Below are 13,532 nucleotides of genomic sequence, written 5' to 3'. Positions count from 1 at the left end.
CCTGAACTGCTACCGCCACGAAGACACCCAGACACTGATTGTAATTTTTACAGCAGACTTACTGTATGTGACTTGAGTCTTAGTGGGGGTTGAAATAAGGAAGGTGCAAAGGTAGCAAAAAGAATTGATAATTAGAAATTTATGCTAAGTGACTGCATAATAGCCACTTAGCATAAAAATTATTTCAATTGCGCGATTAGCTTATCTGCCCGTTGTTTGGCCACTTTTCTTTTATAATGGTACCACCAAACTGGCGCCATTTTAATAAGGAGATTATTCATTCCTCTTAATCCAACTATATGATAGAGGCCGTTTAATTTTCCCATTAGTGAAGAATCCAGGGCACGAAGACTCATGGCAAATCCTCCGTCCATATATTCCATATGATGCCAATACCCTCCCGGCATAAACATGGTATCGCCATGTTCGAGAATGGTGGTATATCCTTTTGCATGTTTTAATGCCGGATATTGTTCGGTATCCAGATTTTCGCTCCAGTTTACAAAGTTGGCAGCGCTCTCTACCGTAAATGGCATTCTGTAAATGTAGGGCGATTGTTTGTTTTCAAATAATAATACGCGTTTACGTCCGATAAACTGTGTATGGAAGATATGTGATAAATCAATATCGTAATGCATATGAGCAATTGAACCAGCTCCCCCAACGAATAACATTGGATATTTTTTCAAAAGGCCTTTTGCATAAAAGTCGGGCCAGCTGAAATCTTCCACCAGTTGCGGTGCATGCTGAAAGATATTGAATAAGAAAATTCTAAGGGCAACAGGACCGGTTTTCACCATATCCAGATATTCTCCGAAGGTGATGTAGTCATCGGCGCCATTTACCAGTGTATTAGCTCCGGCTCTTTCATTATTGTACACCCCTACAGTTTGTTCTCCTACAATAGATTTAAAATAATCCCAGGTCCACTTTTCATAAGCCGGCCAATTTTTGCTAAGGCCTTTAGCGGAGATGATTACAGGCTTACGTGGGGTGTAGTAGTGTTTCTTAAATTCGGCGGGTGTTATTTCTTCAACTCGATCTATATGCTGTATAATCATAAACTAACGAATTGGTTAAAAGGGTACAAAAAGGGAACAATTAATCAAATGTAAAAAATAATGCAGTGATAATAATATCTATAAGAACAAAGAAATGGGGTGAATGTTGGTAAAAAAATTCGGGCTCCCAAAAAGGAGCCCGATATATTGAAAAATACTTAAAGTAAAATTTCAAACAGTTTTGAATTTTTATTGCAGTTAATATATTGTAACTACACTAATAATCAAGCATTTGCACTAAAGAGAGATTCTACAAAAGCTTCTTTATTAAAGACTTGTAAATCTTCCATTTTTTCTCCGATTCCGATATATTTTACAGGAATCCTGAATTGATTTGCGATGGCCAAAACCACTCCGCCTTTCGCTGTACCATCTAATTTAGTAATTGCCAGGGCAGTTACTTCAGTAGTAGCGGTAAACTGACGAGCTTGTTCCAATGCATTTTGTCCGGTAGAGCCATCCAGCACCAGTAAAACCTCATGTGGAGCATCAGGAATCACTTTCTTCATTACTCTTTTTATTTTGCCCAGCTCATCCATCAGGTGGAGTTTATTATGTAAACGGCCCGCTGTATCGATAATGATTACATCTACATCTTTGGCGGCACCACTCTGAACTGTATCAAAAGCAACGGCACCAGGATCGGAGCCCATTTGCTGTTTTACGATTGGCACTCCTACCCTTTCACTCCAGATGGTCAGCTGATCTACCGCTGCGGCTCTGAAAGTATCGGCAGCACCAAGCATAACGGATTTACCGGCTTTTTTGAAGTTGTAGGCTAATTTACCGATGGTAGTAGTTTTACCTACACCATTCACGCCTACCACCATAATAACATAAGGTTTTTTGCCTGCCGGAACATCAAAATCGCGGTATCCACTATCTGGGGCATCTACGAGCAGTGCTGCAATTTCTTCTTGCAGTATCCTGTTCAATTCGCTGGTTCCCAGATATTTATCTTTAGAAACTCGTTGTTCGATACGGTCTATTATCTTAACTGTCGTATCCACACCTACATCGGCCGAAACTAAGGCTTCTTCGAGGTTATCGAGCACTTCTGTATCGACGGTGGACTTACCGGCGATAGCTCGACCTATTTTGCTCAGGAAACTTTCTTTTGTCTTTTGTAAGCCCTGGTCCAGATTTTCTTTCTTTTCCCTGGAAAATAGTTTGTTGAAAAAGCTCATAATAAAATTTATTGCACCTTATAATAGGGTGCTAAAATACGCCTTTTGTGTTAAATGTTGCTCGCTAAGGAGGAAAGGGGGCAAAGAAGCATTAGAAACAGGCTGTTTTAAAGAATCATTATAAAGGACTTCCTTAGCTTTAGCTAATGCGAAAAACTTCTTGCTCTCTAAACAAAAACAAAAAACTTATGCATCTTTGCTTCCTTTATTTCTTTGCGAGCAACAAACGCAAAAAGCTGTCTCTATTGAATAGAGACAGCTTTTATAATATAATTTAGTAAAGCCGAATTACTTCTGGTTTACGTGATCAAGAACTTTGTCTTTGTGCACGATAGCTTCTTTAAAAGTGTAGGCACCAGTTTTAGGAGAGCGAACGGCTCTGATAACTTTAGTCCATACTTTTGATTCAGCTGCTGCTTTAGCATCTTTTACTTTCGAGTTCTTTGAAGCTGCTTTTGCCATTGTAGTATTGTTTTTTATGGAATAATGGCTATATGGCTGTATTGCATATCAGCCACCACCACCAACAATTATTATTTAATTTCTTTGTGAACAGTTACTTTCCTTAAGATAGGATTGTACTTACTCAGCTCCATACGTTCTGGAGTATTCTTCTTGTTCTTAGTAGTAATGTAACGTGAAGTGCCAGCAAGACCAGTAGCCTTGTGCTCAGTGCACTCCAGGATCACCTGTACTCTATTACCTTTTTTTGCCATTGTGTATTACAAATTAAGTGAGTCTGTGAATTAAATTTCCTGACCAGCAGCACGCAATTCCTTCACAACTGCGTACAAACCTCTCTTGTTGATGGTTCTTAATCCATCAGCAGATACCTTCAATGTTATCCATTTGTCTTCTTCTGCCAGGAAAAAACGTTTCTTTTGCAGATTAGGAAGAAACCTTCTGTTAGTCTTAATGTTGGAGAAGGAAACATGGTGACCTGTAATCGGCTTCTTTCCTGTCACCTGACATACTCTTGCCATGATCTAAAAATTTAGGAATGCAAAAGTCCAACTATTTTATGGATTTTGCAAATATTATTAAATGAATTTATTCACAAGTAGGTCTAAACCTTTTGATAAAGGCCCCTACTAAATAAGTGAACACAAGGCAAATTATTGATAATCAATTGATTATCGGACAAATTTTGCATCTGTCCACTTTCTTTATTTTTATAACAAAACAATTAAACTACGCAAAACAGCTCCCAATCTCACTGCTTCCAACACCCGTTGTGGCTCCGTACCATGCTTTACCACTGCTTCCTCATGGGAAGTTACACACATCTCACAACCATTCAGTGCAGAAATCACTAAACTCAACAGTTCAAAAAACTCTTTCCCTGTTACCGGATTCGCCATAATACTCATACGAATACCAGCCGGCGTAGCTGTATAAAATTCCTTATTTACAAAGTGCCTGAAACGATAATATACGTTGTTGGCATTCATCAGAGAAGTACAGCTAATCACTTCAGCTACCTCTTTTTCATTCGCACCTTCCTGTATTGCCAGCTTTTCAAACGAATCCTGTAAAATACTATTCTTTTCGTTAACTGCAACCGCCAGACCAATTAAATACGCTTCTTTCTTACTTAAAGTCGCAGCAGCCAGTGAATTCGATACATTAATCTTCAGATCCTTCAGATAACGTGCATCTACATTCACCAAAGATTGAAGCCTGGTGGATACCTGAGCACCTGTTAACCCTACTGCTTCCATAAGCTGAGCCGCAGTATCCTGATTTGTTGTTGCAAACATATAAAACTTATATTGTATTTAGAATACAGGGATGCCAGATTCATAACCAGCATCCCCGTATTAAATGATGTTATCAATAAATTAAGCAGTCAAGGTAGCTTCGCCTTTGTTCCAGTTACATGGGCACAGTTCATCTGTTTGTAATGCATCCAGTACACGCAGTACTTCTTTCACACTACGACCAACAGACAAATCATACAGAGATACCCAACGAACAATACCCTGAGGATCTACGATGTAAGTAGCACGGTAAGCTACTTTTTCGTTTGCTTCCAGAATACCCAATTCAGTTGCTAATGATTTAGAAGTATCTGCCAGCATTGGGAATTGTAGGTTACGCAGATCTTCGTGATCTCTTCTCCATGCAGCGTGAACGAATTCGCTGTCGGTTGATGCTCCGATCAATACAGCATCACGGTCAGCAAAATCCTGTGCATGCTTGTTAAATTCAGCGATTTCAGTAGGGCAAACAAAAGTGAAATCCTTAGGCCACCAGAACATTACCATCCATTTTCCAGAGTTTTTCAGTTCTTCTGAAGACAGCTCATAAAATTCCTTACCTTTTTCGATTGATACTACAGAAGTTTTCTTGAATTCCGGAAACTCTGATCCTACGGATAAAATGACATTTTTCATAAAAAATATATCTCTTTTTGATTTACAGACAATCTGATTTGTTGGTTTTGACGCCGCAAAGATCACATTACATTCTATACTAATCAAATAGATTTTAAGAATATGGCATTGAGATTCTCTATATATCTGCTTTCCCGTTACTACTGCAGCTAAAACGAGTAGATTCGGGGATGATAATGAAAAAAAATTTATGATGAGTTAACATTTTTATGCCATTTCTGTAACTTTTTGGCACGCTATTTAGTTATATAAGTGGTGTTTAATTATAAATCGCATGGATATGAAAAAAAAGTACTTTTTCTTAGTTGTTATCACGATTGGACTTGCTTTGATTCCGTTTATTAAAAACAGCATCATCAAACACGATGAATTCGACGCTACAAAAGATCTATTCATTTAGTGTTTAGCGGGTCCTGCAGACCGTTCCGGAAAGCTCCCCAACGGGGCAGGATGTTCGCATGCTTATAAAATATTAAAGGACTGACGGTTATCGTCAGTCCTTTTTTTATGTTTTGAAACCTGCATTATAATATTGCAGATCATGTAGTTACATTAATCAAATCCCCCATGCTTCTTATTCCTATCATTTTTGAGGAGGTATAACCTTCTGCATATTCTACTCCCACCATTTTACCCATCATCTTTGCACGATAGATCACACTATCAAAAAAACTACTGCCCGAAATATAGGTCTGCGGCTCATTATCCTTTGCAGCCAGGAATTGCGAACTAAATGCCTTGATAGCTTCCAGCTTCTTTTCCATCACCGGGGTAATGTCTATTACAAAATCTGGCTCGTGGTAACGATCCTGTATGAAGTGGTAAACCTGTTTTGGACGCCAGGCTTCCTGCTCCTGCCCTTCTACAGTGGTAACCACTTTTCTAAGACCCGCTAAAAAACAACTGTCGGCAATCAGTTTACCTGCCCGGCCATGATCCGGATGCCTGTCGTCCATCGCATTTGCCAGTACAATTTCAGGGCGGTATTTTCTGATGGCAGTTATAATGGCCATTTGTTCCATAGTATCATTGCGGAAGAACCCATCTGCCAGGCCCAGGTTTTCCCTCACACTCACGCCCATAATCTCTGCCGCATCGGCCGCTTCCTTTAACCGAAGTTCAGGGGTGCCCCGGGTTCCTAATTCACCTCTTGTCAGATCTACTATCCCTACCTTCATCCCTTGTTGCGCATGTATCATCAATGTGCCGGCACACCCTAACTCAACGTCATCGGGGTGCACAGCTATTGCCAGAATATCCAGTTTCATATGCTGTAAATTGAGATGCAAAGATGGGAAAATATTTAATCTTCCGCACTGGTGATAATCACACGCTTTGGATTTGAGGTCGTGAATCTATTTTTCTGAACTGGTAATGATCATACGCTTTATATCTGAAGTATTGTATTTATTCCTCCGAACAAATGATGATTATCTGAAGTCTTGAATCTATTCTTCCGAACTGGTAATGATTACTCCAACCGGATGACCAGTAACCCGGTACTTATCTTCCAGTTCTTTTGCATAGATCACCTGAATACTGCGTAAGGTTTTATTATCGACTGTCATAAGGGCCGATTCATTAGTGGGGGTTACCGGCTTGGTATTTACTATAAAGTAAAAGCTACTGTCATTTCCGTATTTCTGAAATGCCTTATCGTACTCAGCTGAAGTTTTACGAAGCAGGTTATTTACCCTGTTTCTGGCAAAAACCTTGGTTTCTATATATACTACCCCATTTTCTGCCTGAGGACCGTATTTTATCACAGCCTTTGAGCCTCTGGAAATAGTAATTATCCCGATCTGATCGGGTGCCATTTTCTCTAAAGCATCTTTATTGGCAACCACACTATCAACCACATATACGGGGTCATCATTTCCCTCTTCCTGGGCAAATGCTTTTAGGTTTCCTAAAAATAAACTGAGAAATATAACTAAGATTCCTGCTTTCATAATATTGAATAATTATGAAGATAGCAGATTAATTGTAGGCACGGTAATGTTGGTATAATTCCAATTCCTGAACAATGGCTTCAATATCTCTATCCTCTTGTTTGTCGTACTCACTTTTAAGATTACCGCCAAAAAAGAAGGCAACTGTCTGCCAAACTCTGGCGTTAAATCCTCCTTTCAGTTCTTTAATAATTTCAAAGCAATTCTGACCGGTTTCCCGATCTATAAGCTTCATCAACACTTTACCCTGGTAAACCGATAAATTCTCCAATTTGTCACCAAACTGAGCTTTTAGCTCCTTCTCTTTGGATGCCAGAAAAGCTTTACGATCCTTTTTACGGTCCATTTTCGCTAATTGGGCATTAACGTCTTTGAGAATCCGGGCTGCCGACCGGGCATATGGATAGGTGACATAAACAGCATTCCTAAGGCGGGTCCATCTCTCACGTTCCTTACGCAAGGCCTTGGGCAACCTTTCTACTACCTCAACGATGGATAAAGTGATGGTAGGAATAGTATCATTTCCTATAACTACCGCATGCAGGGGTATTTTATCTGCCCCATGCGCTTCCTGGGCCTTTGCACTAAACAGGCAAAGGAAAAGCCCTGAAAACAAGGCTACACTAAAAATTAGTTGTTTGATGCAGGAACGCATATACTTTAAACGTTGCGAATAATTACAATGTTACCACAATTTATAAAAGATTTCAGACTTCCTGCTAACTAAATCATGTTATTGAACTGGCTTTAAACCCAATTTATCCTGTGCAAAATTGAAAATAGCTTTTTCAACTCCCGGAATATCCTTAGAGGTAAGAGAACATCCCATAACATGCACACCTACATTGGGCATTGGCACTGCATCCTTAAGATTGGCAGGTGTTCCCAACTTACTATTCATACATAAAATAGCCGTTACCCTCACCGTCTTATCCTGATGCTCCTCATCTTTATAATAGTAAAGATTCAGCACCGGCTGATGAACCTGGGCAAATGTTTCGTCCGTCATAGTCGATTCCAGCAGGTTTTGTAACTGTACTACTGCTTCCAGGCGGTAGCTGTTGTACCAATATTTAGCTTCCTCGGGGGTAGAATCACTGCTTTTGCGAAAATCACCTCCGCTCACCAGGCGGGCCAGCTGGAGGCCCCAGGGATCATTGGCCAGAAAAGCCAGATTATCGTTGATTTCGATATTGGGTGACATATTAATTAATGCAAAAACTTCTCCCGGATATTTGGCTGCCAACTGCAAAGCCAGGGTTCCTCCGGTGGAAGTACTTATCAGGATCACTTTTTCCCCGATTGCCCTTCCTATACTCAAGGCTTCTTCTGCATCTTTCCAAAGCCCGGATGCTGTCATGGTAAATAAAGGATCACTGGTATCAATTCCATGGCCGTCGAGGCGCGATAGGTAAAGGTTACATCCGAATCTTCCGGCAAAGTCTCTGTGTACCGGGTTTCCTTCTTCCTGGCTTGCTGAGAAGCCATGTAAATAAACCACAGAGTATGGCGTTTTATGATATGCTGTATCGTACCATACAATTCTTGCCTGATTATCTGGCTTGAGCCGGTGTTGTGCTTCGCGATGATCTACAAAACTGTCGAGCTCCGGACCGGCTGAAGGTACTACTGGCAATTGATGATCATAAACCGGTGCGGCTGGCTTAGGGCCAAGAAAATAAACTACTGAAAGCGTAGCTATAACGATTAGGAATATACGTAACCAACGGGGCATTACATTAATATTATTATGGTTTATTAAAAGTAGGACAGACTGACGACTTGGTATTTTAACTTATCATGAATTTATAAATAAAAAACCTTCAGTTGCTATTGCTACCGAAGGTTTTCCAAAAAAATTTCAAAGTAATAGCAATATAGAACAAATCAGGAAGATTGCTAACTCTTTTTGTGCTTTTTACTGTGCTGTTATTTGAGCGCAGTTTACCAGCGAGAGGGAATAAAGGATTTTCTCAAGAATGATGAGAACTTTAATCTGATTGAATTAAGAGATATTCTATAAAAGAAAAAACCCTGTTTAAGAAAATGTATCTTAAACAGGGTATATATTAATTTCAGTTATCCAAAATTCTAAAGTCTTCTGGCTCTCTGGTAAATGCTCATTCCCGTACCCAATACCATGATGATAATCCCTATCCAGAGAACATTAATGTAAGGGAATATCAAAGCCTTCATTACAATAAAGTCAGAAGGATCGGTAGACTCTTTCACTTTCAGTTCGATCTTATTTTCTGCAGGTATTATTTTAGAGAATCTAACATTCAGTCCTAAAGGCGCCAATGTATCTTCAACACTGTACTGATAGCTACTGTCGCGGATAAAGTAGATAGGTTGCAGTTTAAAGTGGTCGTCTGTTTGCGTATACACTTCAAGATCTGCTCCTACCGCTAAATCACCAGGTTCTGACAGGTAATTGCGGCTCTTAGGTGCGGTATTCAATCCTTTCAGCACAATAAATCCTTTGGAAAAGAATACTGAGTCGCCCTGTTTCATCAGGTGTGTAATATACGGAGTAGTATCTGCTTTAGCTTGTTCTTCCTTATTAGGAGCGGCAGAAACATAGGTAAAGATATCTTTAGTCAGGTAGTGTCTGGAAGCCGGATTGGAAGAGATAGCATTTTCTTTTCTATTCACAAAAGCATCCGGATACAATGTAAATTTCTCAAGGGTGTTGCCAGACTGACGATCTTTCTTTTCATACTCTACAACATAGTATGTTTTAGGATCTCCTGCAGCCAATGAATCGCCGGTATAGGTAACGTGGTAATCGCCCATAGATACCGGTACATTCTTCGGCAACATAATATTCTCGCGCGGATTCTGTTTACTTTCCTTGCTAAAGAAGCCATCATTCAACATCTTCATACGGTCGATAGAAATAACTTCTTTTTTGGCGGAAGAAATCAGAACGCCCAGTAATACCAAACCAAATCCGATGTGAGCAACTGAAGCGCCTGCGCTTTTCAATTTGCCTTTAAGACCTGTGAAGATATAAACGAGGTTTCCTACTACTGCATAGATGCTTGCAAAGAGCATCAGGTAGATCGCTGTCAGGAATCCGGCTCCGTAAGCATCGTAAGTGATGGTACCTTTCCAGGCAATCAATCCTGTTAGTACCAGGGAAATGATGGTTGGGAGTGCCAGTTTTTTAGTGATCTCACCTTTAGGAGTGTCTTTATAGCGCATGAATTGCACAATCGCTGTTAAAACACCCACTACAATGGCAATCCAGATCTGGATTTTGTTGTAGTGGAATATTACATCAGAAGGAGGTGCAATATCATCCATTTTGAAAAGGGATTTCAAGCCTGTGAGGCTTAACAGCTTATTCCAAACCGGGATAGAGGTAGTAAAGGTTACCTGAATGGCAGCGATCAGGAGGATCAGTGAGCCAACAAATAGCCAGAATTCGCGGGAATAGCTGCTTTCTTCTTTTCTGACAGATGGAATATCTTTTCTGCGCATGATCAGCAGGGCGATAGAAGGCACTGTGAAAACGAGCATAGAGAAAAGCAACTGAGCTGTCATTCCCATATCGGTAAAGGAGTGTACGGAAGTATCTCCTAAAATACCACTCTTGGTAAGGAAAGAAGAATACAGAATCAGTACATATGAAATGAAGAAGAAGAATACAGTTGTTTTGAGAGAATGTCCGGTTGCTTTATAAGCCAACAGGGTATGCACACCGGCCACCATGGTTAACCAAGGTACCAGGGAGGCATTTTCTACAGGGTCCCAAGCCCAGTATCCACCGAAGTTGAGTGATTCGTAAGCCCAGGCGGCACCCATCATGATACCGGTTCCCAGAAGCATTACAGCAAAAAGTGCCCATGGTTGCACTGGTTTCACCCATCCGGTATAATCGCGGGTCCATAATCCGGCGAAAGCAAAAGCAAAAGGAATGATCATGGAAGCAAAGCCCAGGAACAATATTGGAGGGTGAATTACCATCCAGTAGTTTTGGAGCGTCACATTAAGGCCGTTACCGTCATGGATATGCTCCATATAGTTAGCTTCCCTGAAAATTGGTGCAGCCATATTTTCAGGTGCTTCTCTTAATAATAAGAAAGGATTGCTTCCTACTTTATAGTCCAGGATATAAATGCCCAGCAGCATACTGGCCATGATAAGCTGAGACAGGGAGAATACGGTCATTACCGGAGCTTCCAGTTTTTTGGAAGTTCTGATCAATACAATACCTAAAATACTATTCCAGATACTCCAGAGCATAAAGCTACCTTCCTGGTCTGACCAGAGGCTGGAGAGCAGATATTGCATTGGGAGATCGCGGGAGGTATTTCTCCAGGCGTATTTATATTCAAAATAGTGATTATGTAAAATATAATACAGGCATCCAAATGCAGAGATAACGGCAGCTGATTGAAGAACGAAAGACCAGCGGGCCAGTTTTTTCCAGGAATCCTGTAAATGTGGTTCTTTTATTTTAACAGCATTATAATAAGCTACAGTAGCAACCATAGAAGCTACAAACGCCAATATGGCAAAAAAGTGGCCCAGTTGGCCAGGCAGTAAATGTTCCCCTACAAACTTCATAAAATTCCTCTAAGAGATAATAATTAATCCGGGATCCTTAAAAAATGGACTGTTCTGCAACAGGCCTTCCCAAATACTTTAAAGTTGTTCTTTGTTGCCCATGGCAACCTGGTCGTCTTTATATTTAGACGGGCATTTCATCAATATTTTGTTGCAATGGAATTCGTTGCCTTCCATTTTGCCGGTCAATACCAATGATTCAGCTTTTTCAAAATCTGTAGGTTTAGCTCCGTAGAAGATAACTTTATGAGATTCACCGGTTTTATCATGCACATAAAAACTGAATAAGTTGGCATCCTTGATGGGATCATAGTGCATAACCTGCAGGGTATCGAGCTTTCCGATCACATGAAATTCTTTTCCTTCTTTTTCGCGAGCGGTGGCGAAAGTTTCATAGGTACTGAAATCTCCGACCATAGTTACAATCACTCCAATTGCAATGGCAATTACCACCAACAGAATTATATTTGTTTTTTTCATATGAAAATTATCTTCCTATTGAATATATACTAGCTGCAAAAACCCCTACCAGTGCGACTTTAACTTTTCCCTTCTTTTGCCGTTAATTATTTGTTCCTGATTAATCCGCAAAATTAAGTCAAAATGCTGTTGATCGGACAAAATTTATATAAAAGGCAATTCTTTTTCCAGGAAAAACAGCAGTAAGAGAACATAATAGTATCTTTGCGGGCGAATTTTGAAAAGTACGACTCTATCATGGCAGATTTATCTCAATTTGACCCTAATTCAGTTGGCCTATTGTCCAACAACATTTTTGGCTTACCATTCACGGAGGAAGAAGCCAGATTGGTATTGTTACCAGTTCCCTGGGAAGTTACCGTTTCTTATAGCAACGGAACCGCCAGAGGCCCGGAACAAATATTCAAAGCATCTTTACAGGTAGATCTTTATGATGCTGATGTTAAAGATGGTTGGAAACAAGGCTTTTATATGAGGGAGCCCGACAGGCATTTATTATTGCGCAGCGATTATCTGCGTAAGGAAGCTGAATTATATCTTAAATTCCTGACAGAAGGAGGAGATATCTCTGAAAATGAATTCCTTAAAAAGACCCTGGTAGATGTTGCTAATGGCACAAAAGCCATGAACGAGTGGGTATATAATCAGACTAAAGGATTACTGGAAAAAGGTAAATTAGTCGGACTTATTGGTGGCGACCACAGCACTCCATTAGGCTTTTTTAAAGCTATTGGTGAGCATAAGGGCGATTTTGGCATTTTGCAGATCGATGCACACTGCGATTTAAGAGATGCTTACGAAGGCTTCAAGTATTCTCATGCGTCTATTATGTACAATGCCCTCGCTGAAGTACCGGAACTGAAAAAGCTGGTGCAGGTGGGAATCCGTGATTATTGCGAAGAAGAAGTAGATTATATTAATGAAAGTGAAGGACGTGTTGTTACTTTCTTTGATAAACAAATTAAAGAAAGACAGTACGAAGGAGAAACCTGGAAATCGATCTGCGATAGTATTGTAGCGACCTTACCTCAGCAAGTATATATTAGTTTTGATATCGACGGACTTGATCCTAAGTTATGTCCGCATACCGGTACTCCGGTAGCCGGAGGCTTCGAGGCAGAACAGGTATTTTACCTCTTTAAACGTGTATTGGAAAGTGGCCGTAAACTTATTGGTTTCGATCTGAATGAAGTAAGCACCTCTCACGACGAATGGGATGCTAACGTAGGCGCTCGTGTACTGTTTAAACTGTGTAACCTGCTGGTTGCCGCTAACACCACAACTAATGGATAAATTAAGAATCCTGCATCCCAATACCAGTAGCAGAATTAAACTATTGCCAATCATGCATGGGCTGACCGGTATTTTATTTCTGTTTAATACCATCGGTGTTTACACCAGTGAACATCCAAACTGGTTTCTTGCTATCTTTTTTCTGGTATTAGGATTAGCCTGTATCGCCTTCCCGTTTATGATGCGCAGGTTTAAGAAGTTTAGCGAAGCTAACAGTCTGGCCAGAGTAGTGGAAGCATTCGTTTGTCTCACAGGTTGCTTATACTTCCTGTCGCACAAACTGCCAATAACAGGATTGTTATTGTTGCTGGTGGGAATAGGACTTATATATGTTGGATGGATGGAATATAAAATATTTCAGCCAGCCTTCGCCAGATTCGATACCATAGGTATTACCTTACCAACTACTTTCAGTACCAAACTGGTAGGATGGAACGAGTTGAATAACGTAATTTTGCGTAACGACTTACTGACGATCGACTATAAGAATAATAAGATATTACAGTTAGAAGTATTAGACGAACCAACACCGGCACAAAGAGAAGAATTGAACGCTTTCTTTCAAAAGCGCGTTAAAGATTGATTTAA

The 13,532-nt window shown here is 40.2% G+C and carries 15 protein-coding genes; 2 read left to right on the top strand and 13 right to left on the bottom strand.

The annotated features are described in order from the left end of the window. Positions 1 to 179 precede the first annotated feature (179 nt). From DVR12_RS01460 to DVR12_RS01400, 13 genes are all read right to left on the bottom strand, one after another. Positions 180 to 1,061, bottom strand: coding sequence for a cupin-like domain-containing protein (locus DVR12_RS01460; RefSeq protein ID WP_116973676.1), 882 nt, complete (start codon positions 1,059 to 1,061; stop codon positions 180 to 182). A gap of 224 nt (positions 1,062 to 1,285) precedes the next feature. Next, positions 1,286 to 2,248, bottom strand: a complete 963-nt coding sequence (ftsY, locus tag DVR12_RS01455) for a signal recognition particle-docking protein FtsY (protein WP_116973675.1) — start codon at positions 2,246 to 2,248, stop codon at positions 1,286 to 1,288. A gap of 288 nt (positions 2,249 to 2,536) precedes the next feature. After that, complete coding sequence (locus DVR12_RS01450; RefSeq protein ID WP_116973674.1) at positions 2,537 to 2,710, bottom strand: DUF4295 family protein; 174 nt, start codon at positions 2,708 to 2,710, stop codon at positions 2,537 to 2,539. Between the two features lie 71 nt (positions 2,711 to 2,781). Next, positions 2,782 to 2,964, bottom strand: coding sequence for a 50S ribosomal protein L33 (gene rpmG / locus DVR12_RS01445; RefSeq protein WP_116973673.1), 183 nt, complete (start codon positions 2,962 to 2,964; stop codon positions 2,782 to 2,784). A 30-nt stretch (positions 2,965 to 2,994) separates the two neighbouring features. Continuing rightward, positions 2,995 to 3,231 carry a 50S ribosomal protein L28 gene (rpmB, locus tag DVR12_RS01440; protein ID WP_116973672.1) on the bottom strand — a complete coding sequence of 79 codons (237 nt, stop codon included), beginning with the start codon at positions 3,229 to 3,231 and terminating at the stop codon, positions 2,995 to 2,997. Between the two features lie 189 nt (positions 3,232 to 3,420). Further along, entirely contained in the window at positions 3,421 to 4,008 is a 588-nt protein-coding gene (locus DVR12_RS01435) for a carboxymuconolactone decarboxylase family protein (protein ID WP_116973671.1), read from the bottom strand. An 81-nt stretch (positions 4,009 to 4,089) separates the two neighbouring features. Then, complete coding sequence (locus DVR12_RS01430) at positions 4,090 to 4,644, bottom strand: peroxiredoxin (protein WP_116973670.1); 555 nt, start codon at positions 4,642 to 4,644, stop codon at positions 4,090 to 4,092. Between the two features lie 539 nt (positions 4,645 to 5,183). Further along, positions 5,184 to 5,912, bottom strand: coding sequence for a bacillithiol biosynthesis deacetylase BshB1 (gene bshB1, locus DVR12_RS01425; RefSeq protein WP_116973669.1), 729 nt, complete (start codon positions 5,910 to 5,912; stop codon positions 5,184 to 5,186). 180 nt (positions 5,913 to 6,092) lie between these two features. Next, positions 6,093 to 6,596, bottom strand: coding sequence for a hypothetical protein (locus DVR12_RS01420; protein ID WP_116973668.1), 504 nt, complete (start codon positions 6,594 to 6,596; stop codon positions 6,093 to 6,095). Between the two features lie 28 nt (positions 6,597 to 6,624). After that, positions 6,625 to 7,251, bottom strand: coding sequence for a DUF4294 domain-containing protein (locus tag DVR12_RS01415; RefSeq protein ID WP_116973667.1), 627 nt, complete (start codon positions 7,249 to 7,251; stop codon positions 6,625 to 6,627). 78 nt (positions 7,252 to 7,329) lie between these two features. After that, the gene (locus DVR12_RS01410; protein ID WP_116973666.1) at positions 7,330 to 8,331 is read right to left on the bottom strand and encodes an alpha/beta hydrolase; all 1,002 of its coding nucleotides are present in this window, start codon (positions 8,329 to 8,331) and stop codon (positions 7,330 to 7,332) included. Positions 8,332 to 8,687: 356 nt separating this feature from the next. After that, positions 8,688 to 11,171, bottom strand: a complete 2,484-nt coding sequence (gene ccsA, locus DVR12_RS01405) for a cytochrome c biogenesis protein CcsA (RefSeq protein WP_116973665.1) — start codon at positions 11,169 to 11,171, stop codon at positions 8,688 to 8,690. Between the two features lie 78 nt (positions 11,172 to 11,249). After that, positions 11,250 to 11,651, bottom strand: a complete 402-nt coding sequence (locus DVR12_RS01400) for a cytochrome c maturation protein CcmE domain-containing protein (protein ID WP_116973664.1) — start codon at positions 11,649 to 11,651, stop codon at positions 11,250 to 11,252. Positions 11,652 to 11,888: 237 nt separating this feature from the next. Here DVR12_RS01400 and DVR12_RS01395 point away from each other — a divergent pair, with 237 nt between their 5' ends. Both DVR12_RS01395 and DVR12_RS01390 read left to right on the top strand, forming a co-directional pair. After that, positions 11,889 to 12,944, top strand: coding sequence for an agmatinase family protein (locus DVR12_RS01395; protein WP_116973663.1), 1,056 nt, complete (start codon positions 11,889 to 11,891; stop codon positions 12,942 to 12,944). Continuing rightward, positions 12,937 to 13,527, top strand: a complete 591-nt coding sequence (locus tag DVR12_RS01390; protein WP_116973662.1) for a hypothetical protein — start codon at positions 12,937 to 12,939, stop codon at positions 13,525 to 13,527. The genes DVR12_RS01395 and DVR12_RS01390 overlap by 8 nt, the downstream gene beginning before the upstream one ends. The last annotated feature ends 5 nt before the right edge of the window (positions 13,528 to 13,532 follow it).

Origin of the sequence: Chitinophaga silvatica, from assembly GCF_003419895.1 — a bacterium.
Lineage (GTDB): Bacteria > Bacteroidota > Bacteroidia > Chitinophagales > Chitinophagaceae > Chitinophaga > Chitinophaga silvatica.
The sequence above is the reverse complement of the archived record's forward strand: the minus strand, read 5'-3'. Positions and strand labels throughout refer to the sequence as shown.